This is a genomic window from Nonomuraea sp. NPDC049152, from assembly GCF_040648355.1.
Lineage (GTDB): Bacteria > Actinomycetota > Actinomycetes > Streptosporangiales > Streptosporangiaceae > Nonomuraea.
Genome location: NZ_JBEZDO010000024.1, coordinates 81,892 through 105,196 on the forward strand (window position 1 = coordinate 81,892; position 23,305 = coordinate 105,196).

General features: G+C 70.4%; 29 protein-coding genes and 1 pseudogene. 8 read left to right on the top strand and 22 right to left on the bottom strand.

Features of this window, described 5'->3' with window-relative positions; genetic code table 11:
• Positions 1–108: 108 nt before the first annotated feature.
• Both AB0B45_RS35170 and AB0B45_RS35175 read right to left on the bottom strand, forming a co-directional pair.
• Positions 109–723, bottom strand: coding sequence for a histidine phosphatase family protein (locus tag AB0B45_RS35170; RefSeq protein ID WP_358139523.1), 615 nt, complete (start codon positions 721–723; stop codon positions 109–111).
• Positions 724–973: 250 nt separating this feature from the next.
• On the bottom strand, positions 974–2,200 hold the full coding sequence (locus tag AB0B45_RS35175) for a PEP/pyruvate-binding domain-containing protein (RefSeq protein WP_358139526.1): 1,227 nt from the start codon (positions 2,198–2,200) through the stop codon (positions 974–976).
• 75 nt (positions 2,201–2,275) lie between these two features.
• On the opposite strand from AB0B45_RS35175, the gene AB0B45_RS35180 reads away from it, so the two are divergent.
• Both AB0B45_RS35180 and AB0B45_RS35185 read left to right on the top strand, forming a co-directional pair.
• Complete coding sequence (locus tag AB0B45_RS35180) at positions 2,276–2,671, top strand: DNA-binding protein (protein WP_358139529.1); 396 nt, start codon at positions 2,276–2,278, stop codon at positions 2,669–2,671.
• On the top strand, positions 2,668–3,303 hold the full coding sequence (locus AB0B45_RS35185; RefSeq protein WP_358139532.1) for a transcriptional regulator: 636 nt from the start codon (positions 2,668–2,670) through the stop codon (positions 3,301–3,303). Before AB0B45_RS35180 ends, AB0B45_RS35185 begins: the two co-directional genes overlap by 4 nt.
• Positions 3,304–3,386: 83 nt before the next feature.
• Here AB0B45_RS35185 and AB0B45_RS35190 read toward each other — a convergent pair whose 3' ends face one another.
• Positions 3,387–3,527, bottom strand: coding sequence for a hypothetical protein (locus tag AB0B45_RS35190; protein ID WP_358139786.1), 141 nt, complete (start codon positions 3,525–3,527; stop codon positions 3,387–3,389).
• 103 nt (positions 3,528–3,630) lie between these two features.
• Positions 3,631–3,801: pseudogene (locus AB0B45_RS35195) on the bottom strand (cytochrome P450); the annotation flags it as partial.
• 35 nt (positions 3,802–3,836) lie between these two features.
• Between AB0B45_RS35195 and AB0B45_RS35200 the strand changes: the two are divergent.
• Entirely contained in the window at positions 3,837–4,604 is a 768-nt protein-coding gene (locus AB0B45_RS35200; protein ID WP_358139535.1) for a class I SAM-dependent methyltransferase, read from the top strand.
• Between the two features lie 106 nt (positions 4,605–4,710).
• Here AB0B45_RS35200 and AB0B45_RS35205 read toward each other — a convergent pair whose 3' ends face one another.
• A complete protein-coding gene (locus AB0B45_RS35205) occupies positions 4,711–5,262 on the bottom strand; it encodes a hypothetical protein (protein ID WP_358139538.1) in 552 nt (183 codons plus the stop codon).
• Positions 5,263–5,409: 147 nt separating this feature from the next.
• Between AB0B45_RS35205 and AB0B45_RS35210 the strand changes: the two genes are divergently transcribed.
• The 3 genes from AB0B45_RS35210 (at position 5,410) to AB0B45_RS35220 (ending at position 7,609) form a co-directional block, all read left to right on the top strand.
• Positions 5,410–5,646, top strand: coding sequence for a hypothetical protein (locus tag AB0B45_RS35210; protein WP_358139540.1), 237 nt, complete (start codon positions 5,410–5,412; stop codon positions 5,644–5,646).
• Between the two features lie 236 nt (positions 5,647–5,882).
• Entirely contained in the window at positions 5,883–7,082 is a 1,200-nt protein-coding gene (locus tag AB0B45_RS35215) for a cysteine desulfurase family protein (protein WP_358139543.1), read from the top strand.
• The gene (locus AB0B45_RS35220; protein WP_358139546.1) at positions 7,079–7,609 is read left to right on the top strand and encodes a DinB family protein; all 531 of its coding nucleotides are present in this window, start codon (positions 7,079–7,081) and stop codon (positions 7,607–7,609) included. The genes AB0B45_RS35215 and AB0B45_RS35220 overlap by 4 nt, the downstream gene beginning before the upstream one ends.
• A gap of 20 nt (positions 7,610–7,629) precedes the next feature.
• Here the strand turns inward: AB0B45_RS35220 and AB0B45_RS35225 are convergent, their stop codons facing one another.
• Both AB0B45_RS35225 and AB0B45_RS35230 read right to left on the bottom strand, forming a co-directional pair.
• The gene (locus tag AB0B45_RS35225; protein WP_358139548.1) at positions 7,630–7,953 is read right to left on the bottom strand and encodes an AzlD domain-containing protein; all 324 of its coding nucleotides are present in this window, start codon (positions 7,951–7,953) and stop codon (positions 7,630–7,632) included.
• Positions 7,950–8,627, bottom strand: coding sequence for an AzlC family ABC transporter permease (locus AB0B45_RS35230; protein WP_358139551.1), 678 nt, complete (start codon positions 8,625–8,627; stop codon positions 7,950–7,952). The genes AB0B45_RS35225 and AB0B45_RS35230 overlap by 4 nt, the downstream gene beginning before the upstream one ends.
• A 66-nt stretch (positions 8,628–8,693) precedes the next feature.
• On the opposite strand from AB0B45_RS35230, the gene AB0B45_RS35235 reads away from it, so the two are divergent.
• Both AB0B45_RS35235 and hypF read left to right on the top strand, forming a co-directional pair.
• Positions 8,694–9,248, top strand: a complete 555-nt coding sequence (locus AB0B45_RS35235; protein ID WP_358139554.1) for an XRE family transcriptional regulator — start codon at positions 8,694–8,696, stop codon at positions 9,246–9,248.
• A 90-nt stretch (positions 9,249–9,338) separates the two neighbouring features.
• Positions 9,339–11,612 (top strand): carbamoyltransferase HypF, encoded by a 2,274-nt coding sequence (gene hypF, locus AB0B45_RS35240; RefSeq protein ID WP_358139557.1) that lies wholly within the window; start codon positions 9,339–9,341, stop codon positions 11,610–11,612.
• Between the two features lie 5 nt (positions 11,613–11,617).
• Here hypF and AB0B45_RS35245 read toward each other — a convergent pair whose 3' ends face one another.
• From AB0B45_RS35245 to AB0B45_RS35315, 15 genes are read right to left on the bottom strand one after another with little or no spacing between them, the layout of a single operon-like run.
• The gene (locus tag AB0B45_RS35245) at positions 11,618–12,013 is read right to left on the bottom strand and encodes a hypothetical protein (RefSeq protein ID WP_358139560.1); all 396 of its coding nucleotides are present in this window, start codon (positions 12,011–12,013) and stop codon (positions 11,618–11,620) included.
• 23 nt (positions 12,014–12,036) lie between these two features.
• A complete protein-coding gene (gene hypE / locus AB0B45_RS35250) occupies positions 12,037–13,263 on the bottom strand; it encodes a hydrogenase expression/formation protein HypE (RefSeq protein WP_358139563.1) in 1,227 nt (408 codons plus the stop codon).
• Entirely contained in the window at positions 13,260–14,384 is a 1,125-nt protein-coding gene (hypD, locus tag AB0B45_RS35255) for a hydrogenase formation protein HypD (protein ID WP_358139565.1), read from the bottom strand. Before hypD ends, hypE begins: the two co-directional genes overlap by 4 nt.
• 6 nt (positions 14,385–14,390) lie before the next feature.
• On the bottom strand, positions 14,391–14,642 hold the full coding sequence (locus AB0B45_RS35260) for a HypC/HybG/HupF family hydrogenase formation chaperone (RefSeq protein WP_358139568.1): 252 nt from the start codon (positions 14,640–14,642) through the stop codon (positions 14,391–14,393).
• Complete coding sequence (locus AB0B45_RS35265; protein ID WP_358139571.1) at positions 14,617–15,009, bottom strand: hydrogenase maturation nickel metallochaperone HypA; 393 nt, start codon at positions 15,007–15,009, stop codon at positions 14,617–14,619. The genes AB0B45_RS35260 and AB0B45_RS35265 overlap by 26 nt, the downstream gene beginning before the upstream one ends.
• Positions 15,002–15,619 (bottom strand): hydrogenase maturation protease, encoded by a 618-nt coding sequence (locus AB0B45_RS35270; RefSeq protein WP_358139574.1) that lies wholly within the window; start codon positions 15,617–15,619, stop codon positions 15,002–15,004. Before AB0B45_RS35270 ends, AB0B45_RS35265 begins: the two co-directional genes overlap by 8 nt.
• Positions 15,616–16,974, bottom strand: coding sequence for a hypothetical protein (locus AB0B45_RS35275; RefSeq protein ID WP_358139577.1), 1,359 nt, complete (start codon positions 16,972–16,974; stop codon positions 15,616–15,618). The genes AB0B45_RS35270 and AB0B45_RS35275 overlap by 4 nt, the downstream gene beginning before the upstream one ends.
• Positions 16,971–17,612, bottom strand: coding sequence for a DUF6084 family protein (locus tag AB0B45_RS35280; protein ID WP_358139579.1), 642 nt, complete (start codon positions 17,610–17,612; stop codon positions 16,971–16,973). The genes AB0B45_RS35275 and AB0B45_RS35280 overlap by 4 nt, the downstream gene beginning before the upstream one ends.
• A complete protein-coding gene (locus AB0B45_RS35285) occupies positions 17,605–18,234 on the bottom strand; it encodes a DUF5947 family protein (protein WP_358139582.1) in 630 nt (209 codons plus the stop codon). Before AB0B45_RS35285 ends, AB0B45_RS35280 begins: the two co-directional genes overlap by 8 nt.
• Positions 18,231–18,800 carry a NifU family protein gene (locus AB0B45_RS35290; protein WP_358139585.1) on the bottom strand — a complete coding sequence of 190 codons (570 nt, stop codon included), beginning with the start codon at positions 18,798–18,800 and terminating at the stop codon, positions 18,231–18,233. The genes AB0B45_RS35285 and AB0B45_RS35290 overlap by 4 nt, the downstream gene beginning before the upstream one ends.
• A 12-nt stretch (positions 18,801–18,812) precedes the next feature.
• Positions 18,813–20,600 (bottom strand): nickel-dependent hydrogenase large subunit, encoded by a 1,788-nt coding sequence (locus tag AB0B45_RS35295; RefSeq protein WP_358139588.1) that lies wholly within the window; start codon positions 20,598–20,600, stop codon positions 18,813–18,815.
• Between the two features lie 14 nt (positions 20,601–20,614).
• Positions 20,615–21,688 carry a hydrogenase expression protein HypE gene (locus AB0B45_RS35300; RefSeq protein ID WP_358139591.1) on the bottom strand — a complete coding sequence of 358 codons (1,074 nt, stop codon included), beginning with the start codon at positions 21,686–21,688 and terminating at the stop codon, positions 20,615–20,617.
• Between the two features lie 30 nt (positions 21,689–21,718).
• Positions 21,719–22,405 (bottom strand): SIS domain-containing protein, encoded by a 687-nt coding sequence (locus tag AB0B45_RS35305; protein ID WP_358139593.1) that lies wholly within the window; start codon positions 22,403–22,405, stop codon positions 21,719–21,721.
• The gene (locus AB0B45_RS35310) at positions 22,402–22,629 is read right to left on the bottom strand and encodes a HypC/HybG/HupF family hydrogenase formation chaperone (protein ID WP_358139596.1); all 228 of its coding nucleotides are present in this window, start codon (positions 22,627–22,629) and stop codon (positions 22,402–22,404) included. The genes AB0B45_RS35305 and AB0B45_RS35310 overlap by 4 nt, the downstream gene beginning before the upstream one ends.
• Positions 22,626–23,240, bottom strand: a complete 615-nt coding sequence (locus AB0B45_RS35315; protein ID WP_358139598.1) for an SIS domain-containing protein — start codon at positions 23,238–23,240, stop codon at positions 22,626–22,628. The genes AB0B45_RS35310 and AB0B45_RS35315 overlap by 4 nt, the downstream gene beginning before the upstream one ends.
• Positions 23,241–23,305 lie beyond the last annotated feature (65 nt).

Genomic DNA, 23,305 nt, shown 5'->3' on the forward strand with positions numbered 1-23,305 from the left:
GGCTGCGGCGAGGACGACCAACTCGCCCGTCGCGCGCTCCACGCCGAGCATGTGGTAACCGGTCGGCGTCACGTAGCCGAGGAGCAAGTACGGACGGTAGGAGCCACGTCACGGCCTCATGCCTTCGGGGAACCCGGTCCAGCGCAGGTCGGGCGGGAGGTGGCTCATGTCGTTGAACATCACGATCGTGGGCGGCAGGCCGTTGCGGTACTCGATGACCGTCAGTGCGGTGTTGGCGCTGTTCAGCCCGAGCCATCGGGATGGCGGCGCGTCCAGTGCGTGCCGCACCAGCCACGCGATCTGGTACGCGTGCGTCACCAGGACCTCGTGTGTGTCGGGCTGCGGCCATTTCGTGGTCGCGTCGGGGGCCTTCGCGAATCGGACAACCAGGGCCTCGGCGAGCCTCTGGCCTGAGGCTGCCTCGGTGTCGTCATAGCCGTCGAAGAAGCCGGCCCAGGACGGGGGAGTTTCGGCCGCACCGGGAACGTAGGGCACGTGGTCGACGAGTTCGGCGGCCTCGGCCACGGGCACGTCCGGTAGATGTCGGGCGAGTTCATGCGCGCTCGCTACCGCGCGTGGTAGCGGAGAGTGCCACACGGCGTCGACCGGTACGCTGGCGAGCCGTTCGCCCAGCAGGTCCGCCTGTCGGCGCCCAATGCCGGTGAGCTCCCCGAACGCGTCGGCCGCGCCGTGGCGTGCCAGGTAGAGGTGTCGCGTTGTCATCAGTAGTTAGGGGCGGGGTGTCCGTGCGGGCCCGCTTCCCATCTCCTCTCGATCCGTAGGTGTGGTTGGGCGGCGGGATGCCGGGCTGGGGTCGGCTCTTGATCTGGCAGAGACCCCTCCGTGCGAGGCCGGGCGGCGCGATCATCGTCAGAGAACGGGGCGGGGTCCGTGCCGTTGCGACTGCTGACACTCTTGCCACGTCGGCGGTGTGAGACTTCTGGCGATGACTCCCGGCCAGGGACGGAAGTGATCAGTCACTCGTGACGGTGCCGGTGGTGCCGTCGATGGTGATGATGGTGTCGTCGTGGAGCCTGCTGGTCACATTCGGGATGCCGAGGACGGCGGGGATGGCGTGCTCGCGAGCGACGATCGCGGCGTGGGAGAGCACGCCCCCGGTTTCGGTGACGACGCCTGCGGCGATGCGCAGCAGCGGCGTCCAGGCGGGGTCGGTGAAGGGGCAGACGAGGATGTCGCCCGGGTGCACGCGTGCGAAGTCACCGGGACCGCGGACGATTCTCGCGGTGCCGGTCACGGTCCCGTGGCTGCCTGGTGTGCCGGTGAGTGTGGCGGCTTGGGTATCCGAGGTGCCTGAAGGCGATGTCGGTGGTGGGGGTGCGGCGGTGACCGGCCGTGCTTGCAGAATCCAGGTGCGGCCGTCGACGATCGCCCACTCGATGTCCTGCGGTCCACCGAGTAGGGCAGCAATCTCCTTGCCCAGCTTGGCCAGCTGTGTGGCGGTCGCGTGGTCGATCGTCGGTTGGTTCCGGGTACGGGTGGGCACGTCGCGAACGACGAGCCGCGTGCCGCGCCGGTCGAGGCGGGTTCTTTTGTCTGCGATGGTGGGTGCGACCGACCCATCGTCGGCGACGCGGTAGGCGTCAGGGGTGACCTCGCCCCCGACGATGCTGGGGCCGAGGCCCCAGGACGCCTCGATCTGGGTGGCGTCGTTTGGGTCCGCGGGTGTGAACATGACCCCGGATACCTCGGCGTCCAGGTGGCGTTGGACGATGACTGCCATCATGAGATCGTCGGACGGCTGGTCGTCGCGGCCGGAGGCACGCCGGTAGTCGATGGCGCGTGAAGCAAACAGCGAGGCCCAGCAGGCACGTACGGCATCGGCGACCTCGCCGACTCCGTGCACGGCGAGAAAGCTCTCGTGCTGACCGGCCGCCGATGCCTGACCGGTGTCTTCGTTCGCTGCCGATGATCTTACCGCCACGGGCGGATCGCCGAGCTCGTCGAGTGCGCGTCCCAGCGCATCGATGACGGTGGCGTGGACCGGGCGGGCCTCGATCACCTGCCGCGTCGCGTCAAGATCGTCCGGCTCGCCGGCGAACCGCCCGAGGTCCAGGTCGCGGACAGCGGCGAGGTAAGCGGCGAACGAGACGACGAAGCCGTCAGGAACCGGCAGGCCCGCGCGGAGCAACGCGCCGAGTGCGCCGGCCTTGCCCCCGCAGGTATCGGCAACAGCCTCCATGAGAGGTACGATCATCCACCCTCACCCTTCAACAAATGATTGACAACATAATATTGATTCTGGATCATGAGTTGCATGCCACGCAAGCAGGACATCGCTCACACCGCGCACGCTGACCACGTCCAGGCCCGCCGTGAGCAGGACGCGCGTGAGCGTCTTCTGAGCCTGGGCGCAGACGCGCTCGACGCCCGCCCGTGGCGACCCTCGCCCGCCCCGCCGTCGGCGGTCGACCTCGCGCAGTTCGCCGTCTGGCGCTGGGCCGACCTGGACCCGGAGGACATCCTGAACGCGCTCGCCCTCCTGCCCGCCGCACGCGCCGAGGTCGAAGGACTCGAAGCCGCCCTGCTGTTCACGGCCCGGAGCGCAGGACTGACCTGGGCACAGATGGCGCAGGCGATGGGGTTCAAGTCCCCCCAGGCGTGCCAGCAGCACTACACCCGCCTGGCAGCACGACAGGACGCCGGCTCGTGACGCGGGACTCTCAGCCCGGCCTCCTGGTCCTGCACGCCGTCCGCGTCACCGGGTTCGCAGACACCCCGGTGATCGCTCATCGGTACGGGCTCGATGCGGCCGAGACGAAAGAGGCGCTGCGCGACGCCGAGGCACGTGGCTGGGTCGAGCACGCCGCCTTCGCCGGCACAGCAGGCTGGTCGTTGACCGAAGCGGGCAGGGCCGAGAACGAGCGCCGGCTCGCGGCCGAACTCGCACGCGTCGGCGGTGCCGACGAGGTCCGTGACGTCTACCGCGAGTTCCTCCCGCTGAACGCCCTCCTGCTACAAGCCTGCACCGACTGGCAACTGCGGCCCAGCGCCGGCGGTCGGCTCGCCGTCAACGACCACTCCGATCCCACTTGGGACGCCGGAGTCCTCCACGAGCTCACCGGCATCGACCGCGCACTCACGCCACTCGCAGACCGGCTCGGGAGCGTCCTCACACGGTTCCGCGGATACGACACGCGATTCACCACAGCCCTGGCGCGCGCCCGAGCAGGGGAGGGCGCCTGGGTCGACCGTACCGACGTCGACTCCTGCCATCGTGTCTGGTTCGAGCTCCACGAAGACCTCATCGCGACGCTCGGCCTCGACCGGCACGCGGAACCCTGACCCCACGCTCCGCCCCCCGCGTCCACGATGGCCCTCCGGTCACTCGCCAGGTGCACCACCGGCCAGCCCACTCTGTAGGCCGGTCACCGAGCCGGCCCCGGAGCGGTGACTGAGTACTCGGGGCTGGGCAGCATGTCGCGGGCGGCGCACAGCACGATGCGGGGGGTGGCGCGCAGATCCCAACGGGAGACGATGGTGGCCAGGGAGATGGCGGCCTGGGTCATGCCGAACAACTCCCCGAGGCAGCGGCGCCGCCGGCCGCCGAAGGCGAGCAACGACCGGCGCTGCTGGGGTGCGACACTCGCGGGAAGCCACCCGCTGCGGGATGGACGCGTCAGGGTCGGGGAAGACCTTGGGGTCTCGCTGGAGCGCGAAGGGACTGATGATGACGATCGCTCCCTCTGACAGCGGGAACCTCTCCAGACGTGTCTGCCGGACCGCCTGGCTGGTGAGGATCCAGGTCGGTGGGTAGAGCCGGACGGCAAGCGAAAAGATCAAGCATTGACGGCGCAGCTCGTGTCAAGATGCTCGGCATGTCGAGTCGCGCACTGAGCTTCGGAGCGATGGCGGAAGCATACGAACGGTTCCGGCCGGGGTATCCCGTGGAGCTTTTCGACATGGTGATGGCATACGCGGCTCAGCCGGTTCGGACTGCCCTCGAAATTGGCGCTGGGACAGGCAAAGCAACCCTCCTATTCGCTCAACGAGGAGTCACGGTCACCGCGACCGAGCCTGATGGGGCCATGCTCGCCGAGCTACGTAAGCACGTGCCTGCCAACGTCAGGACCGTGCAGGCCGCGTTCGAGGACTTGCAGCCGGGCGAGAGTTACGGGCTGGTTTATGCGGCAGCGGCGTTGCATTGGACCAACCCGGAGGGTCGGTGGTCACGCATGGCGGCGCTTCTGGAGCCTGATGGCGTGTTCGCTTCGTTCGGCGGGCCGGTCCAGCTGGCTGACCCGGCTGTGGAGGAAGCTGTTCGCGTGGCACGGTCACCCTATTTGGCGAGCGACGAGGTTCCCTCTCCGGATGGGACGCCTCCGGAGCATGACATGCAGTGGCCGGGTACGGAGCTGCAGCGGTCGGAGTGGTTCGCTGATGTTGAGCAGTCCGTGGTCGAGCGGCGCTTGACAATGAGTGCTCGCGACTACGTTGGCTATCTCTCGACGGTCTCGGCTTACCTCATGTTGCCGCCCGTGGAGCAAGAGCAGGTGTTCGGCCGGATCATGCAGGTTCTGCCCGCGACGGTGGAGATTACCGCCGACATCACCGTCCATGTCGCGCGTCGGCGCTGCGAGCAGTAGTGCCTTGGTGATCAGAGTCCGCCTCTGCGAACGGTCGTGGTCGTGCCGCCGCCCGGTGCGACGGCGTGCAGGCGTTCGTCCTGGAGCGTCATGCCACCCCGCGTGGTCACCAGCGAGCGCGAGCCAGCACGCCGGCCAGTTCCGGATTGTTCCAGCCGTCCACGACAAGGACCTTCGACTTGGGGAGGTACCACTCGCGCTGGGTGAAGCGCTTGACCGTCTTGCCGGTCTTGAAGGAGTAGCACTCCGCCGCCCACTCCCTGTACTGGGCTTTGCGCGCGCCCAGTGGCCGGAACCCGTTCACCAGGGGCTTGTCCGACGGGAACCGCTCACCGTGGTCGGTGTCCGACCTGAACCGGCAGGTGCTCACGCCGGTCCCGGGCTCGAAGGGCTGGTCGGTGAGGTACTCCTTCATGTCACCAGGGCCCTTGATCATCTTGGCGCCCACCAGCTCGAATCCCGAACAGTTGACCTTGTTCTTGCCACACTCCTCGGTCGTGACCGTCAGCCAGTCCTGGCTGACGCTGAGGCGACGCACGATCCATCCGTCGGGCACGGTCAAGGTCATGCCGCCGAAGGTGATCGTCTTGGTCTGCGCCGCAGCCGGAGCAGCGGGGGCCGAGGTAAGGAGTGTCGTCAGGGCCGCGGCTACCGTCATCGTCTTGATCATGCGTGATTAGAGTGTCGATCTTCCCGAAGAGTTTGCGACGCACCGCAGCATCGGCCCTGCCCGCCTCGACGTCTGGTGGCACCAAAGAACGCTCGAACGAAGTCCCAGCTCCGGCCCTGGTTGGCGGATCGTCGCATGTTTCTTGACGGCACCTCGTACTGGCTGACCGCCACCGCGGCTTCCTCGGCGCGGCTGCACCACGACACCCCGCGGGCGCTCGAGCCGTGCCCGGTATCGGTTGGCGTGGCGGTGTTCGCGCACGGCATCACGCAGTCGGTGCGACCGCTGGCCGAGCGGCTGCATCCGTCGCGGGTCTCGGCCGCTCCAGCGGATCGTGGCGGAGTGCCGGACGGGGGGCGCACGCCGCTGTGACGGTTCGGCCATGAGGGCCCTTTCTGGGGGAACACTTCGGGAAACCGATGGCGCAACGCCAGGCCGGGCCGCACCCGGGCCGCCTCGTCTGTTGATCGTCACTCGAGTCTGCACCGTTCGGGGTACTCGCTACACCGAACGGAGTACCAGGGCTGGTACGTTCGGCTGCCGTAACGATCTTCACGGCCGGCTCGCCGGTCGCGGTCCGCAGCGCAGACTCTCCCGAGGAGGACGCCATGACGCATCCCGCGCTCGCCGGCGCGCCCATCTATCTGGACTACAACGCCACCACTCCGGTCGACCCCGAGGCGCTGGAGGCGGCGCTGCCGTACCTGACGACGCATTTCGGCAACCCCTCCAGCGGGCACCGCTACGCCTCCGCGCCGCGCCAAGCCCTCGACCGCGCCCGCGGACAGGTGGCGGGACTGCTGGGCGCCGCCCCCGAGGAGATCGTCTTCACTGGCGGCGGCTCCGAAGCGGACACCCTGGCCATCCGCGGCGCGGCCCTCGGCTCAGGCAGGCGGCGGATCATCTCGCTGGCCACCGAACACCCGGCCGTGCTGCGGTCCTGTGACAGCCTGCGCGCCGAGGGGTTCGGCGTCACGCTACTGCCGGTGGATCGCCACGGCCGTCTCGATCCTGACGAGTTGCGCGCGGCCGTACGGGAGGAGGACACCGCGCTGGTGTCGATCGCCTACGGCAACAGCGAGACCGGCACCCTGCAGCCGATCGCCGATCTGGCAGCCATCGCCCACGCGGGCGGGGCGCTGTTCCACACCGACGCCGCGCAGGCGGTCGGGAAGGTCGCCATCGACGTGGCCGCGCTCGGGGTGGACCTGCTGACCGTGGTCGGGCACAAGATGTACGCGCCCAAGGGGGTGGGCGCCCTGTACGTGCGCTCCGGCACCCCGCTCCACCCGGTCGTCCACGGCGGCGGACAGGAGGGCGGGCTGCGGGCGGGCACCGAGAACGTCGCCTTCATCGCCGCCCTGGGCCAGGCCGCCGAGATCGCCCGCAGTCAGCTGCCCGGCAGCGCCGTACGGCTGGCCGCCCTGCGCGACCTGCTGCAGGCCGAACTGGAGGCCGGCCTGCCGGGACGGGTCCGGCTCAACGGCCACCCGGCCGAGCGCCTGCCCGGCACCCTGAACGTGAGCATCGACGGCATCAGCGGCAGGGCGCTGCTGGCCGCCGTCCCCGAGATCGCCGCCGCCACCGGTTCGGCCTGCCACGAAGGCGTCGACGCCCCCTCTCCCGTGCTGCTGGCCATGGGCCTGCCGCCGGAGCGGGCGGTCGCCGCGCTGCGCCTGTCGCTGGGCCGCTGGAGCACCGAGCAGGAGGTGCGGCAGGCCGCCCTGCTGATCGCCAGGGCGGCTGTCCGGTCCACGGCGAAAATCGATGGCGGGGCCGTCGAGGCCGGTGGCAGACTCCACGGATGACCGTGGCCCGCGTTGAACTCCTCCTCCGGCAGCTCGACATCGCATGGACGCTGTTCGAGTACCACCTCAAGGACATCGACGACTCGCTCTGCCTGTGGGAACCGGCGTCGAACTGCTGGACCGTCCGTCCCGACGGGCGAGGTCGCTGGGTGGCCGACTGGGAAGTGCCGGAACCGGATCCGGTGCCGACCGTGTCGATCGGATGGGTGACGTGGCACATCGGTTTCTGGTGGACGACCACGCTCGGACACTGCTTCGGTGAAGGAGCGCCCCCGCGCGAGGAGATCGCCTGGCCGGGCACCGCCGCGGCCGCGGCCGACTGGCTGCGCGGGCTCAAGGAGGAATGGCGGGCGCAGCTCCTGCGGCTCGACGACGCCGACCTCGACTCCGCTGACAGGACCGCCGGGTTGTGGGGGCAGGACCAGACGCTGGCCCATGTGGCGGGCTGGCTCAACGTCGAGCTGACCAAGAACGTCTCCGAGATCGGCCTGCTGCGCATCCTTCATGGCGCGACAGCGCGGAGCTGACCTCAGGTCACGCCTGCCGCTCACGGAACGCCGAGCAGGCGCAGCCCGGCGGTGACGCCCGCGGCGGCCAGGACGATCACCAGGAACGGGACCCTGCGCCAGGCGAGCACCCCGGCGACCGCGACCCCGGCCACCCTGGCGATGCCCGCGGGACCGTGGCCCTCGGTCAGTGCCGTGGTGGCCACCAGCGCGGCCAGCAGGACGACGGAGGCCGACTCCATCAGCCTCTCGACCCGGGGCGGGAAGGTGACGCGGTCACGCAGCAGCGGACCGGCCAGCCGGAAGGCGAAGGTGCCGGCCGCGAGCACGAGGGCCGCGGCCACCAGCACGACGGAGTTGTTCATCGGTGTGCCTCCTGCCGGGTAACGATGACCGCCAGCCCTGCCAGCGAGAGCAGCACAGGCAGTCCCGCGGGCAGGAAGGGCGTGGTGACCAGGGCGATCACGGCTCCGGCCAGAGCCGCGTGGCGCTTGTCCCTGTCGCGGAAGGCGGGCAGGATCAGCGCTAGCAGGATGGCGGGGAACATCGCGTCGAGCCCCAGCACGCCGGTGTCGTCGACGACGGTCCCCGCCAGGCCGCCGGCCAGGGCGCCGAGCGGCCAGCAGATCAGGATGCCGAGACCGCAGGCCCAGTACGCGGCGCGTTTCCTCGCGCCGCCTTCCTGGGCCATGGCGAAGACGACGCTCTCGTCGTTCATCAGGTGGGTGCCGAGCAGCCGTCGCCAGCCCTGTCCGAGCACGTCGGGCAGGGCCAGCCCGAACGGCAGGTGGCGGGCGTTGACCGCAAGCCCCGCCAGCACCGCCGCGATGGGGTTGCCGCCCGCGGCGATGATCCCGATGAACGTGAACTCCGAAGACGCGGCCAGGACGAGCACTCCGAGGAGCGCGGGCAGCCACAGCGGGAACCCCGACGCGACCGCGGTCGCGCCGTACGACAGGCCCACGACGCCGACGGCCAGGCACACCAGCGCGATGTCCCGCAGCGGACCGCGATCGAGTGTTCGTGAAATCGAACGCATGAAGTGCAGAATGAACGCTTATGTCCGTGTTCGTCAAATCGAACACACGGATGCTACGGTGAACGCATGGAGCGGGAAGTCCCCATGAAGTCCATCGCCGCGGCCCTGCGACGCGAGCGCGGTGCGGCAGGCCTGTCCCTCACCGAGGTGGCCAGGCGCGCGGGCATCGCCAAGTCCACGCTCTCTCAGCTGGAGTCCGGCCAGGGGAACCCCAGCATCGAGACCCTGTGGGCGCTGTCGACGGCGTTGAAGGTGCCGTTCTCCCAGCTCATCGACCCGCCCAGGCCGCGCGTGCAGGTGATCAGGTCCGACGAGGGCGTGGCGGTCGCCTCGGCGCAGGCCGACTACCGGGCCGTTCTCCTGGCCGCCAGCCCGCCCGGCACCCGCCGCGACATCTACCGCATCGAGGCCGAACCCGGCAACGCGCGCGCCTCCGACCCGCACATGCCCGGCGTGACGGAGCACGTCCTCCTGGCCACGGGGCGGGCGCTGGTGGGCATCGCGGGCGAGCCCGTCGAGCTTCTTCCCGGCGACTACATCTCCTACCCGGGGGACCTTCCGCACGTCTTCGAGGCGCTGGAGCCGTCGACCCGAGCGGTCCTCGTCTCCGAACACAGCTGACTCAAGGAGCCGACCGGCACGCCGCCATGACCTGCCAAGACGTGACAAGGCCCCTTCTCGCCGAAACGGGTCCCGGCGGACAATGAGAACGTGAGCAGGCGTGTCCGGGCCGCGGTCCTGGTCGAAGGCATCGTGCAGGGGGTCGGATTCCGGCCCTTCGTGTACGGCCTCGCCACCGGGCTCGGCCTCGACGGGCTGGTCGGCAACGACGAGCGCGGCGTGTTCATCGAGGTCGAAGGCGCCCACGCCAGCGTCGAGGAGTTCCTGGAGGCGCTCAGGACGAGCCCGCCCCCGCTGGCGCTGGTCGAGCGGATCAGCTCGGGGCTGGTCCCCGCCACGGGCCAGGCCGGATTCGTCATCGCGAGCAGCGCCACGGGCGGGCGGCGGAGCGTGCTCGTCTCGCCCGACGTGGCCACCTGCGCCGACTGCCTGCGCGAGATGGGCGACCCGGCCGATCGGCGCTACGGCTACGCCTTCACCAACTGCACCAACTGCGGTCCCCGGTTCACGATCGTCCACGGCGTGCCGTACGACAGGCCGAACACCACGATGGCCGCCTTCGCCATGTGCGAGGAGTGCGCGAGGGAGTACCACGATCCGGCCGACCGGCGCTTCCACGCCCAGCCGGTGTGCTGTCCCGCCTGCGGGCCCCGCCTGCGGCTGCTCGACAGGAACGGCGAGGAGATCGCCGGCGATCCCGTGGAGGGAACGGCGCGCCTGCTTGGCCGTGGCGGCGTCCTGGCGATCAAGGGGCTCGGTGGCTACCACCTGGCCGCGGTCGCCGCCTGCGCGGCCGGAGTCACGGCGCTGCGCGAACGCAAGCACAGGGAGGACAAGCCGTTCGCCGTCATGGTGCCAGATCTGGACGCCGCCCGCCTGCTGTGCGTCATGGACGCGGCCGAGGAGAGCCTGCTCACCTCGCGGGCCCGCCCCATCGTGCTGCTGCGCCGGCGCGGCCACGCCGAGGTCGCGCCGCTGGTGGCGCCGGGCAACCGGTGGCTCGGCCTGATGCTGCCCTACACCCCGCTGCACCACCTCCTGCTCGGCAGGCTCGGCAGGCCGATCGTGCTGACCAGCGGCAACGTCTCCGACGAGCCGATCGTGTACGTCGACGAGGAGGCCGTACCCCGCCTCGGCGGCATCGCCGACGCCTTCCTCACCCACGACCGCTCCATCCACACGCGCACCGACGACTCCGTGGTCCGCGCCTTCCGTGGCGAGGACCTGCCGATCCGGCGCTCCAGGGGGTACGTCCCCTACCCGCTGGCCCTGGCCAGCCCCGTTCCCCGGACCGTCCTCGGCTGCGGCGCCGAGCTGAAGCACACCTTCTGCCTGGCGAGGGACGGCCACGCCTTCGTCTCCCACCACATCGGCGACCTGGAGAACTACGAGACGCTGCGCTCCTTCACCGAGGGGGTCGACCACTTCACGCGGCTGTTCGACCTCACACCCGAGGTCATCGCGCACGACCTGCACCCGGAGTACCTGTCGACCAAGTACGCGCTCGCCAGGGAAGGAGCCGACCTGGTCGGGGTGCAGCACCACCACGCGCACATCGCCTCATGCCTGGCCGACAACGGCGTCGCGGGACCGGTGATCGGCGTGGCCTTCGACGGCCTCGGATACGGCGAGGACACGACGCTGTGGGGCGGCGAGTTCCTGGTCGCGGACCTGGCCGGCTTCAGCAGGGCCGGCACGCTGGCGACGGTGCCGATGCCGGGCGGCGTGGCGGCGATCAAGCAGCCGTGGCGCATGGCCGCGGCCCACCTCGACGCCGCCTACGAGGGCGAGGCGCCCGCCGACCTCGATGTCGTACGGCGCAACGCCGCCCGCTGGGAAGCCGTCGTCACGCTCGCCCGCCGGGGTGTCAGCGCGCCCCTCACCTCCAGCATGGGCAGGCTGTTCGACGCGGTCGCGACGATCGTCGGCGGTCGCGACGCGATCACCTACGAGGGCCAGGCGGCCATCGAACTGGAGCAGTGGGCGGACGAGGGGGAGGACGGCGCCTACAGGTGCCCGCTGGTGGGGGAGGAGCCGTTCGTGGTGCCCTGCGCCGAGCTGGTTCGCGCGGTCGTGGAGGACCTGAGGGCGGGCACGGACCGGGCGATGATCGCCGCCCGGTTCCACAACGCGATCGCGCACGTCGTCGCCGACGGGTGCGTCCGCCTCAGGGAGGCCGGAGGGCCGGGCACGGTGGCGCTGTCGGGCGGTGTGTTCCAGAACCTCCTGCTGCTCGGCCGGTCCTCGGACCTCCTTGAGGCGCGCGGGTTCCGTGTCCTGACCCACCACAGGGTGCCGCCGAACGACGGCGGGATCAGCCTCGGCCAGGCGGCCGTCGCCGCCGCCCGCGACCGGCTCCGCTGAAGCGGTCAGCCGCCCTGATCGCCAGGGGGCAGCGTCGGGCTGTCCTCGTCCTCGGGTTCCTGCGCCCCGACCCCCGTGGCGTCCTCGGCGGTCGAGGTGCCGTAGGGGCGCTGCGACTCGCCCTTGACGCCCTCGGTCTCCCGCCCGGCCTCCGGCTCCTCCTTGGCGATCTCCTCGGCCCGCCTGCTCGTGCTCTCGCCCACGCCGTGCGGCGAGCGAGGCTCGGTGTCGGTGGAGGAGACGCCTGCCTGCTCCTCCTCGGACGGCTCCCGTCCCTGGCCCGGCGGGCCCGCCGCCTCGGGATGGAAGGCACGGTCACCGGCTTGGGCGGCCTCCTCGCCCCCATGCCCGACGTCGGGAGAGTAGCCGTGCTGCTCCTCCGGTTCACGGGATTCGGTCATGGTCAGCACCTCCGTCACAAGGTTCAGCAGATGCGGGGGAGTGGGTCGCCGACCAGCAGGTCGACGATGCGGGTGCCGCCGAAGGCGGTCTTCAGCAGCACGAGCCCCGGCGGGTCGTCCTTGACGCGGCCGATGAGCGCGGCGCCCTCGCCCAGCGGGTGCGCGCGCAGGGCGGCGAGGGCGGTCTCGGCCGCCGCGCCGTCCACGACCACGACCATCCGGCCCTCGCAGGCGACGTAGAGCGGGTCGATGCCGAGCAGCTCGCAGGCGCCGCGCACGCCCGGCCGCACCGGAATGGCGTCCTCGTCGACGACCACGGCCACGCCGGAGGCGCGCGCGATCTCGTTGAGGATCGTCGCGACCCCGCCCCTGGTGGCGTCCCGCAGGCAGCGCACTCCGTCCGTGACTCCGTCCGTGTCCGAGGGGCAGGCGTCGAGCAGCGCGGAGATCAGGCCGTTCAGCGGAGCGGTGTCGGACGTCAGGTCGGCCTCGATGTCCAGTTCGCCCCTGGCGAGCATGATGGTGACGCCGTGCTCGCCGATCGGCCCCGACACCAGGACCGCGTCGCCGGGACGCGCGCCCGCCACCCCGAGTCTGATCGGCCGGTCCAACAGCCCGACGCCCGCGGTGTTGACGTAGCAGCCGTCCGCCTTGCCCTTCTGCACGACCTTGGTGTCACCGGTGACGATCAGCACGCCCGCCGCTGTCGCGGCCGCGGCCATCGAGGTGGTGATGCGCCTGAGGTCCTCGACGGGGAAACCCTCCTCGAGGACGAACCCGGCCGACAGGTACAGCGGGCGGGCCCCGCACACCGACAGGTCGTTGACGGTGCCGTTGACGGCGAGGTCGCCGATGTCACCTCCGGGGAAGAACAGCGGCGACACCACGTAGGAGTCGGTGGTGAACGCCAGCCGGGCCGAGCCGATCTCCAGCACCGCCCCGTCCTCGAGCGGTTCGAGCAGCGGGTTGCGGAACGCCTCCAGGAAGACCGCCTCCACCAGGGTCTGCGTCGCCTTGCCTCCCGAGCCGTGGGCCATGGTGATGTGCTCCTCCTTCACCCTGGCCTTGCGGCGGCGCGCCCTGTCGATCCGTTCGAGCACCTGCTCCTCGCGGCTGGGACCCTCGGCCTCGGCCGCGTGCTCACGCACGGCCGCCTCGGCCCAGTCGGCGGTCCCTCCGAGGCTCGTTCCGCCGAGATCGGTCCCGCCCAGGCCCGACCTGTCGGTGCCCGTCCCCTCGATGCCCGTCACCTTGTCGCCTCCCTCACCCGCTCACGGGAGAAGCGGCCGAAGTTGTAGTAGGCCGCGCAGGCGCCCTCTGAGGAGACCATGCAGGTGCCGATCGGCGTCTCCGGCGTGCAGGCCGTACCGAACACCTTGCACTCCCACGGCTTCAGCACGCCCTTGAGCACCTCGCCGCACTGGCAGGCCTTCGGGTCGGCCACCCGGCCGCCGGGGATCTCGAAGATCTGCTCGGCATCGAAGGCGGCGTACTTCTCCCGCACCCTCAGCGCGGAGTGCGAGATGAAGCCGAGACCGCGCCACTCGAAGTACGGCCGCAGCTCCATCACCTCGCTGATGACCTTGAGCGCCTTGAGGTTGCCCGCCCACGGCACGACGCGCGCGTACTGGTTCTCCACCTCCGAACGCCCCTCGGCGAGCTGCACCAGCAGCATGTAGATCGACTGGAGGATGTCCAGCGGCTCGAAGCCCGCCACGACCAGCGGCTTGCCGTAGTCGCGGGCGATGAACTCGTACGGCCGGCAGCCGATGATCGTCGACACGTGCCCGGGCCCGATGAACCCGTCCAGCCGCAGGTCGGGGGAGTCCAGGATCGCCTTGATGGCGGGGATGACGGTCACGTGGTTGCAGAAGATCGAGAAGTTGCCGATGCCCTCAGCCGCCGCCCGCAGCACGGTCATCGCGGTGGAAGGCGCCGTGGTCTCGAAGCCGATGGCCATGAAGACCACGCGTTTGTCCGGGTTCTGCCTGGCCACCTTGAGCGCGTCCAGCGGCGAGTAGACCATGCGGATCGCGGCGCCCTGCGCCATGGAGTCGAAGAACGAGCCGCGCCCGCCGGGGACCCGCATCATGTCGCCGAAGGAGGTCATGATGACCTCCGGCTGCTCGGCGATGTGGATGGCGTCGTCCACGCGCCCCATCGGGATCACGCAGACCGGGCAGCCGGGGCCGTGCACCAGCGTGATGCTCTCGGGCAGGTAGTCCTCGAGGCCGTGCTTGTAGATGGTGTGGGTGTGGCCGCCGCACACCTCCATGAACTTGTACGCCCTGCCGGGCTCGCACAGGCTCGCGATCTTCGCGGAGAGGGCACGGGCCTTCTCGGCGTCGCGGTACTCGTCGACGAAGCGCATCGCGCCTCACCCCCGGTCGATCGATGAATCGCGGAGCGCCGCCAGCTCGTCGTCGTAGGCCTGGCCGATGCCCTCCAGGAAGTCCAGCGCGGCCCTGGCCTCCTCCTCGTCGATCTTCGACAGGGCGAAGCCGACATGGATGAGGATCCAGTCGCCGGGTTGGAGCCGTTCGTTCTCCAGCAGGCCGATGTTGATCGCCCGCCGTACCCCGCTGACGTCGACCTTCGCCAGGTCAGCGTGGTCTGGCAGGATCTCCACGATCTCGCCGGGGATTCCCAGGCACATGATGTCCCTCCGCCATCTGGATGGATTCGAGGATCAGCTGATCGCCTCCCCGCAGGTCGACGTCGGCGCCGCCACAGCCGCCGCACACGGCGAGCGCGTCGGCGGTGTCCTCCTCGCGGCCGCAGCTCCTGCAGACGAGCCGGATGGGAACCACGACCAGGTCGATCGTGGCCCCGTCGGCGATCGTGCCCTGCGCGACCATGGAGAAGGCGTGGCCGAGCGCGGGCTCGGTGATACGGAGCAACGCTCCGGCGCGGACTCTGACGTGTGCCACCCGCCGCCCCGCGGCACGGCGTTCGACCGCGTCGAGCACGGAGGCGGCGATGCCGAACTCATGCACCGCTCACATCTCCCGTATCTTGAGGTAGCGCTTGATGTCGGGCAGCGCCTGCCATACCAGGACGGCCAGCCCGGCCACCGTCACCACGATCAGCACGCGTTTGAGCATCGTTGATCCCTCCTCCTTGCTCCTGTGCGACCAGGTCGCGCACGAGGTCGGCGGCGTACGGCACGGCCCGCGCCACCGCCTCGCTGAGCTCCATGCCCGGCGAGGTGTCGGCGGGCTGGCAGCCGACGAGCAGGATCCGCCCGGTGGTGACGCCGAACGCGCGGAGCAGCCCGAAGACCGCGTCAGGCGTCATGCCGTGCGCGTCGGTGAGCGCCCCCCGCGCGAGCACGTCGTCCACGGGCCATCCCTCGTCGAGTGCCGGTTCGAGGACCGTCAGCGTCCCCGGCGGCTCGTCCATGGGCACGGCGTCGACCAGGATCACCTCGTCGTAGCCGGTCAGCAGCTCGTAGGCCAGATGGATGCCGCGGATCCCGAAGTCGGCCACGACCACCCCGTCCGGCAGGTTCGCGGCCGACACCAGCCGCCTGGCGACCTCGACGCCGAAGCCGTCGTCGCCGAGGAAGACGTTGCCGACCCCCGCGACCAGGACCCTGCGGCTCATCCGTCCTCCCTCCCGCCGGAGAGGGGCTCGACCTCGTCGGGGGAGAAGTAGAGGAAGCGGCCCTGCTCGCGTTGCAGATCGGCCCCCGGATCGTCGTCCAGCGTGACCGCCAGGTGGCGGACGCCGTCCACGTCGAGGAACACCGCCTCGACCGTCGCGCTCCGCCCGGCGAGGAACATGTCGTGGGCGTCGGCCCGCCGCGTTCGCGAGGTGCCGCGACCGGGCAGCAGGCGCACCCCGCTGCCTCTGGTCAGGGTCACGCCGTCGACCACGACGCTGTCGGTCTCGGGGGACACCGCGCGGTCGGCGCCCGGATCCCACCACGGGAGGTTCTCCCGCTCGGCGGGGCGCAGGCAGTGGACGCCGCCGTGAAGCCGTTCCAGCCATTCGGGCGGCAGGTCGCCCACCCTGTCGATGATCTCGGCGGACCGCGGGTCCGTCGCCCTGGCCTCGCGCTTCTCCGCCTCGGTGAGGGCGAGCGTGCGCAGGCTGAGCAGCTCGTCGATCTCGGTGGCGTCGAACAGGTCGCCCGGGCTCTCCTGGGCGATGGAGGGGTGGTCGTAGAGGATGATCGGCGCGGACAGCATGACGTCCCGCCGGCCCTCCTCGCCGGCGAGCACCGGCCAGGTGCGCAGATTCTCGCACGAGCGCGCCGCCGCGGCCGCCCATGCCGGCGGGTCGAGCAGGGACACGAACGCTCCGCCCTCGACCGCGAGCAGCGTGTGCGCGGCGATCAGCGAGCAGTGCAGCGCGTCGTCACGCGAGGCGTCCGGATCGGCCCAGTCCGTGGTGTTCTCCACCCGCACCCGCAGCTTCACCAGCCCGTACGGCCCGTCGATCCGCTCGGCCCGCACCGCCAGCACCGCGTCCAGGCGCCGGTCCTCGCGCACGATCCGGCCGCTCGGCTCGCCAGGCGGGGCGGGCAGCTGCTGCACCGTGCGCGCCGCGGCGTGCCCCACCTCGTAGGTCCGCTCGGAAGCGAGCACCTCGGCCAGCGGCACCACCGTGTCGCGCTCCCGCTCGACGGCCTCGTCGAAGGTCAGGTACGTCTCACCGGCGACTTCGAGCGCGGGTACGGGCCGGTGGCCTGCGCCCTCGGCGCGTTCGACGGTCCTCTCGCGGACCTGCAGGAACCGCAGGTCGATCCGGAGGATCGCGTCCTCGGCGGCTTCGAGCAGGCATTCGGTCTGGCAGGCCGGATGTTCGGCCGTCGCGGTATAGGCGGGCGGCACCAGGACCCCGAACTGCCAGCGCGCCTGGTTCTTGGTGGCCGAGGCCCGGTAGGGATAGAGCAGATAGCCCTCGTAGAGCACCGCGTCGGCGACCCTGCGGGCGATCTCCATCGACACACTCATGGCGCCGCCTCCCTCGCCCTGGCCAGCAGCGCCTCCATGGTGTCGTCCCACGTGGCGAGCGCCTGGGCGGACTTGAACCTGTGCAGGCCGCGCAAGGTGTCCGTGCGCAGCCGCAGCCACCCCTCTCCGGGGAAGTAGCGGTCCATCAGCTCCCGCCAGACCGACACGGGCAGCCGGTGGCGGGTCTCGCGGTCCCACGGCACCTGCTCGACGGAGAAACCGGTGGGCGTCCTGGCGAACACCGTGCCGCTGAAGAGCAGCAGGAGCGGGATCTCGCCGTCGTCGAGGGCGGCGAAGTACTTGCCCGCCGCCACCTCCAGGTCGTAGGTGACCGGCACCGGCAGGTCGACCTCCGTCACCCCCGTGAAGCCGGGGACCATGGTGGAGACGATCGCGAACTGCAGGGGCCTGAGCGTCTCGCCCCAGCGGGACGGCGCGCCGAACAGGTCGGCGAGCAGCTCGGACTCCGCGCCGGAGTAGCGGCGGCGCTGCGGCTCGATGCGGATCTGGCAGCGCAGCGCGAGAGCGTGCACGGCGCCGCCGTCCGCCTCGGTGATGCGCAGCGGGAAGCGCAGCGTCGGCGCCGCCGCGAACCGGTCGGCGCGGGCGTCGAGGCAGGTGAAGCCGAGGTCAGTCATGATCGCCTCGCACCTCGCGGCTGCGCGCCCGCAACCCGTCGAAGAAGGCGTCGATGGCCTGCCAGACCTCCTGGCCGCCGTCGAACCCCTTCCACCGGGTCCTGACCAGCCCGACCAGCTCGTAGCAGGCGTCGATCGGCACCAGATGACAGACGAAGCCGTCAGCGCGCCGGTCGACGAGCAGCGCCTCGACGTCGGCGGCCGCGTCGGCGAGCCCGGGGTTGGCCGCCATGACCCTCTGCCACGTCGGCAGCGGCAGCTCCGACTCGGTGGCCCCACCGGGGCTCGGGTAGAAGGCGACCGTACGGCCCAGCGCGGAGTTGCGGAAGAAGAACGCCATCCGCACCGGTATCTGTAGCTCGTCCCAGTCGGCGGCGGACAGCGCGAAGCGCGGCGCGTACAGGTAGCGATCGGGCACCGCCAGGTACCTGCCCCGGGCGGCGCCAGGCACGGTGAACAGCAGGTAGCAGCTCCTGCACGCGCAGAGCAGGGCGCGGCTCTCGACGTTGACCACGTGACCGTGCCCTGCGTCGATCGGTTCGGCGCACATCTCGCATCGCTCGCCTGCCGCGGGAGCGTCGGCGGGACGGGGCTCGCGGAATCGGCGCAGGCCGGTGCTCACGGTGCCGCCGCCCTCTCCGGCACCGGGCACGGGCCGGGCGGCTGACGCGTCTGGATCTGGTACAGCTGCGTGTCGGGTTCGGCCACGCCGTCCACCTCGACCCGGGCCACCTCGGGCGCGGCCCGCGCGATCGCCTGCTCGATCGCCGTCGTCACCGTGACCCGAGAGGAGGGGCAGCCGTGACAGGTGCCGGCCAGGCGCAGCCGTACGACGCCCGTCTCCTCGAGGCCCACCAGCTCCACGTCCCCCGCGTGGCTGCCGAGATAGGGCCTGACGCTCTCGAGGGCGGCGCGCACGCGCTCCTCGGTGCTCAACGGGTGCAGGTCGTGCACCACGAGCAGGCCGGCGACGAGCTCGTCCCCGATGAGCCTGCGGAGCGTCTCGGCCTCTCCGCCGTCCGTGACGATCTCCATGATGCGCTCGAGCGCCGTGCCGTAGAGCTCGACCAGCACGCGGACGAGCTCCTCGGCCTTGTCCCGCGTGACCTGGTCGCTGAGCGCGGTCAGCTCGGCGAGCAGGCTCTCCACGCGCTCGCCGGCCGTACCGGCGTCGATGGTCTCACGCATCGCCCCGACCCGTCATGAGCCGCCGAAGGCGTGCGGGGTGTGCAGCTTCTGCAGCTGCCTGCCGCCTCCGAGATACATGTGGACCCCGCACGGCAGGCACGGATCGAAGCTGCGCACCGTGCGCATGATGTCGATGCCCTTGAAGTTCTCCCTGGCGTTCTCCTCGAAGATCGGCGTGTTCTGCACGGCGTCCTCGTACGGACCCGGCGTGCCGTACGAGTCGCGGACGCTCGCGTTCCACGGCGTCGGCGGGTACGGGTGGTAGTTGGCGATCTTCCCGTTCCTGATCACCATGTGGTGGGACAGGACGCCGCGCACCGCCTCGGTGAAGCCGCAGCTGATGGCCTCCTCGGGCACCGTGAACGGCGACCACGTCTGGGTGTGGCCAGCGCGGACCTCGGCCAGCGCCTGCTCGGTGAAGTAGAGCGCGCACGCGGCGGCGTACGCCTGGAAGTACGTCCTGGCCCTGTTGCGTTCGAGGGTGTTGGAGTACAGCTCGCCGCCACGCTCGGGGATCTTCCACTCGAACGTCCGCTCCGGCAGGGTGGCCGAGCGCGGAAGGTTGATGATCACGCTGTGTCCTGTGGCCTTGACGTAGCCGATGTCGACGAGGCCGGACAGCGCGGTCGACCACAGCCGGGCGAGGGGCCCGCCGCCGGTGTCGAGCGCGAGCAGGTCCTTGCCGTCGAACCAGCGGGGCGACATGACCCAGCTGTACTGGTCGGTGAAGTCGCGTTTGCGCGGATGCGGGATCGTGTGCTGGTTCCACGGGTGCCGGATGTCGACCGGGTTGCCCAGCGGGTCGGCCGTGACGAACGGCTCCTGGTCCTCCCAATCGTCGTAGTAGGAGCTGCCCAGCAGGATCCTGATGCCGAGGTTGATGTCGACGAGGTCGTTGGTGACGACCTTCCCGTCCACGATCACGCCGGGGGTCACGTACATCCGCCGACCCCAGTCGCTCATGTTCCGGTAGGTGAAGTCGCAGTACTCCGGGTCGTTGAGGCTGCCCCAGCAGCCGAGCAGCACCCGCCGCCTGCCGACCTGCTCGTAGCCGGGGATGGCGTCGTAGAAGAAGTCGAAGAGGTCGTCGTGCATGGGCACCACGCGCTTCATGAACTCCACGTAGCGCATGAGCCTGGTCAGGTAGTCGGTGAACAGCTGCACGGTGGCGACGGTGCCGACCCCGCCGGGGTAGAGCGTGGAGGGATGCACGTGCCTGCCCTCCATCAGGCAGAACATCTCCCGCGTCGTACGGCTCACCTGCAGCGCCTCGCGGTAGAACTCGCCCTCCAGCGGGTTCAGCGAGCGCATGATGTCGGCGATGGTCCTGTAGCCGTGCTCGCCCGCGTGCGGCGCCTCCGTGCGCTCGGCCTGCTGGAGCACACCCGGGTTGGTCTCGCGGACCATCCTCTCGCAGTAGTCGACCCCGACCAGGTTCTCCTGGAAGATGTTGTGGTCGAACATGTACTCGGCGGACTCGCCCAGGTTGATGATCCACTCGCCGAGGTGCGGGGGCCGTACGCCGTAGGCCATGTTCTGGTTGTAGACCGAGCACGTGGCGTGGTTGTCGCCGCAGATGCCGCAGATCCTGCTGGTGATGAAGTGCGCGTCCCTGGGGTCCTTGCCCTTCATGAAGATGCTGTAGCCGCGGAAGATCGACGAGGTGCTGTAGCACTCGGCGACCGTCTTGTTCTTGAAGTCCACCTTGGCGTAGATGCCCAGGCTTCCGACGATCCTGGTGATCGGGTCCCATGCCATCTCGACGAGTTCGTCGCCGGCCTGCTGTGGTGTGGTCGTCATGTCAGCCTCGCTGGTTACCAAGGGGCCTTGTAGCCCGTGAGCAGCTGGCGGCCCTTCCTGCGCCACTTGGGTTCCTTGTCGACGGTCCGCTGGGTGATGTGACGCAGGGAGCGGATCAGCACGCCGTACGCGCTGCTGGCCGTCGCGGAGATCCTGGCGCCCGGTGGCTCGTCCATGAAGGGCATGAACTTGTCGGGGAAGCCGGGCATCGTGCAGGCGATGCAGATGCCGCCCACGTTGGGGCAGCCGCCGATGCCGTTGATCCAGCCGCGCTTGGGGACGTTGCACTTCACGACGGGTCCCCAGCAGCCGATCTTGACCAGGCACTTCGGCGAGCCGTACTCGGTGGCGAACTGGCCCTGCTCGTAGTAGCCGGCCCTGTCGCAGCCCTCGTGCACGGTCTGACCGAACAGCCAGGTGGGGCGCAGCGCCTCGTCCAGCGGGATCATCGGCGCCTGCCCCGCGACCTGGTAGAGCAGGTACAGGATGGTCTCGGACAGGTTGTCGGGCTGGATCGGGCACCCGGGGACGTTGACGATCGGCAGGCCCGCCTTCGACTTCCAGTCCCAGCCCAGGTAGTCGGCCACGCCCATGGCGCCGGTCGGGTTGCCCGCCATCGCGTGGATGCCGCCGTAGGTGGCGCAGGTGCCCGCGGCCAGGATCGCCGTGGCCTTGGGCGCGAGCCGGTCGAGCCACTCGCTGGTGGTCATGGGCTGCCCGGTCTCGGGATTGTTGCCGAACCCGCACCAGTAGCCCTCCTGCTTGATCGACTCGTTGGGGATCGATCCCTCGACGACCAGCACGAACGGATCCAGCTCGCCGCGGTCGGCCTTGTAGAACCACTCGATGAAGACGTCCGCGCCCTGCATCGGACCGCACTCGAAGTCGATCAGCGGCCAGTGCACGGCGATCTTGGGCAGGCCTGGAAGCGCTCCGAGCACGATCTCCTCGATGCTCGGCTGGGTGGCGGCGGTGAGCGCGACGGAGTCGCCGTCGCAGCTCAGCCCCGCGTTGATCCACAGAATATGGACAACCGGTTCGTCCTGCGTCTGTGATGTGGTCGTGTGCGACTCCGTCGGCGCGCTCATGCGCCTCACCACCCTCGCGGGTCTGGGTCTTCAGCTGGAACGCGGCGGCGGCACCGTGCCCCGCCGCCTGAGGGCGTCCTGGGTGAGCTCCCAGAGCGCGTGGTAGACCGTGGTCTGGGCCTCCTGGATGCGGTGCACCGAGGACGACGGCACCACAAACAGGTGGTCGATCGTGCCCAGCTCGGCCATCTGGCCGCCGTCGTAGCCGGCCAGCCCGACGGTGATCATGCCCCGCCTGTCGGCCTCCTGGAAGCCGGCGATGAGGTTGCGGGAGTTGCCGCTGGTCGACAGCCCGAACGCGATGTCCCCCGACCGGCCGGACGCGGCGAGCTGCCGGGAGAACACCACCTCGAACCCGATGTCGTTCGAGAGCGCCGTCACCACCGCGACGTCCGCGGTCAGGGCGAACGCGGGCAGCGGCCTGGTGCTCCCGCCCGGGTTCAGGAACAGGGCGGCCACGTCCTGGGCGTCGGTGGAGCTGCCCCCGTTGCCGAAGGCGAACAGCCGCGCGCCCCCGTCGAAGGCGGCGGCCATGGCCTGCGCGCACGCGGCCATCCGATCGCCGTCACGCTCCAGCACGGTCTGGCGCAGGGCGACGATCTCGTTGGCCTTGTCGACCGTGGACTGCCGCACCGCGGTCAGCACGGCCTCCAGGTCGGTGCCGCCGGAGTAGAGGAACGGGTACAGCGACTCCATCGGCTCCTCGGGTGCGCTCACGTCGTCACCTCCTCGGCGACCACCGCGATGGCCTCCTTGGCGTGGACCAGGACCGTGTCACCGACCTCTGCCTCCACCAGGGCGACGCTCACCTCTTCGCGGCCCTGCCCGGTGTCCACCTCGGCCATGCCGTCCTCCAGCAGCCGGAGCACCGTCACCGGCACGGCCTCGTCGGAGCAGGTGAGGCACACCTCCTCGTGGCAGGCGGGCTCGCGGGCGCTCATGCGACCACCCTGGGATCCAGCACGCCCGGCTGCTCGAAGAAGACGTGCACCAGCTCCCACAGGATGTGGTACGTCGTGACGTGCACTTCCTTGACGACCCGTGGATCGGCCGACCTGGCGATCATGAGGTGGTCGACCGAGGTGCTCCGCGCGATCTGCCCGCCGTCGCCGCCGACCAGCGCCAGCGTCAGCATGCCGAGCTCCTTCGCCGTCTCCAGCGCCCTGAGCACGTTCACGCAGTCTCCGTACGGCGAGACGCCCAGCGCCATGTCGTCGGCCGTCGCCAGGTGCCGCAGCTGGTGCGCGAAGACGTCGTCGAAGCCCGCCGTCGCGGCGATCCCGGTGATCGTGGCCACGTCGCCGGTCAGCGAGAACGAGGGAAGCGCCCGCTTTCCCACGATCACCGGATGGACGAACTCGACCGCTATGTGCTGGGCGTCCGTGGCGGCCTCGCCGTTGCCGAAGACGATGAGCCTGCCGCCACCGTGGAACCGCGTCGCCATGGCGTGGCAGGCGCGAGCGACCGTTTCGGCCTCCTCCGCGAGGCCGCGAGCGGGTTCCACCCGGCGTGCGAAGACCTCCGGAACGGAGGCCAGGACCGTCTGGTCCATAGCGGACCACTTCCCCCACGTTGAGCGTTTCTTGGTTCTCGTGCTGAAAGGTCCCCTGCCTACCG

Coding starts and splice junctions, on each gene's coding strand:
- AB0B45_RS35225 (WP_358139548.1), bottom strand. CDS start 7,953: ATGAACAACTCCGTCGTGCTGGTGGCCGCGGCCCTCGTGCTCGCGGCC.
- hypD (WP_358139565.1), bottom strand. CDS start 14,384: ATGCGCTTCGTCGACGAGTACCGCGACGCCGAGAAGGCCCGTGCCCTC.
- AB0B45_RS35190 (WP_358139786.1), bottom strand. CDS start 3,527: ATGACCCAGGCCGCCATCTCCCTGGCCACCATCGTCTCCCGTTGGGAT.
- AB0B45_RS35295 (WP_358139588.1), bottom strand. CDS start 20,600: ATGACGACCACACCACAGCAGGCCGGCGACGAACTCGTCGAGATGGCA.
- AB0B45_RS35220 (WP_358139546.1), top strand. CDS start 7,079: ATGACCGTGGCCCGCGTTGAACTCCTCCTCCGGCAGCTCGACATCGCA.
- AB0B45_RS35270 (WP_358139574.1), bottom strand. CDS start 15,619: ATGAGCCGCAGGGTCCTGGTCGCGGGGGTCGGCAACGTCTTCCTCGGC.
- AB0B45_RS35310 (WP_358139596.1), bottom strand. CDS start 22,629: ATGAGCGCCCGCGAGCCCGCCTGCCACGAGGAGGTGTGCCTCACCTGC.
- AB0B45_RS35275 (WP_358139577.1), bottom strand. CDS start 16,974: ATGAGTGTGTCGATGGAGATCGCCCGCAGGGTCGCCGACGCGGTGCTC.
- AB0B45_RS35230 (WP_358139551.1), bottom strand. CDS start 8,627: ATGCGTTCGATTTCACGAACACTCGATCGCGGTCCGCTGCGGGACATC.
- AB0B45_RS35200 (WP_358139535.1), top strand. CDS start 3,837: ATGTCGAGTCGCGCACTGAGCTTCGGAGCGATGGCGGAAGCATACGAA.
- AB0B45_RS35235 (WP_358139554.1), top strand. CDS start 8,694: ATGGAGCGGGAAGTCCCCATGAAGTCCATCGCCGCGGCCCTGCGACGC.
- AB0B45_RS35300 (WP_358139591.1), bottom strand. CDS start 21,688: ATGAGCGCGCCGACGGAGTCGCACACGACCACATCACAGACGCAGGAC.
- AB0B45_RS35315 (WP_358139598.1), bottom strand. CDS start 23,240: ATGGACCAGACGGTCCTGGCCTCCGTTCCGGAGGTCTTCGCACGCCGG.
- AB0B45_RS35245 (WP_358139560.1), bottom strand. CDS start 12,013: ATGACCGAATCCCGTGAACCGGAGGAGCAGCACGGCTACTCTCCCGAC.
- AB0B45_RS35215 (WP_358139543.1), top strand. CDS start 5,883: ATGACGCATCCCGCGCTCGCCGGCGCGCCCATCTATCTGGACTACAAC.
- AB0B45_RS35290 (WP_358139585.1), bottom strand. CDS start 18,800: ATGCGTGAGACCATCGACGCCGGTACGGCCGGCGAGCGCGTGGAGAGC.
- AB0B45_RS35180 (WP_358139529.1), top strand. CDS start 2,276: ATGCCACGCAAGCAGGACATCGCTCACACCGCGCACGCTGACCACGTC.
- AB0B45_RS35280 (WP_358139579.1), bottom strand. CDS start 17,612: ATGACTGACCTCGGCTTCACCTGCCTCGACGCCCGCGCCGACCGGTTC.
- AB0B45_RS35170 (WP_358139523.1), bottom strand. CDS start 723: ATGACAACGCGACACCTCTACCTGGCACGCCACGGCGCGGCCGACGCG.
- AB0B45_RS35210 (WP_358139540.1), top strand. CDS start 5,410: ATGTTTCTTGACGGCACCTCGTACTGGCTGACCGCCACCGCGGCTTCC.
- AB0B45_RS35175 (WP_358139526.1), bottom strand. CDS start 2,200: ATGGAGGCTGTTGCCGATACCTGCGGGGGCAAGGCCGGCGCACTCGGC.
- AB0B45_RS35205 (WP_358139538.1), bottom strand. CDS start 5,262: ATGACGGTAGCCGCGGCCCTGACGACACTCCTTACCTCGGCCCCCGCT.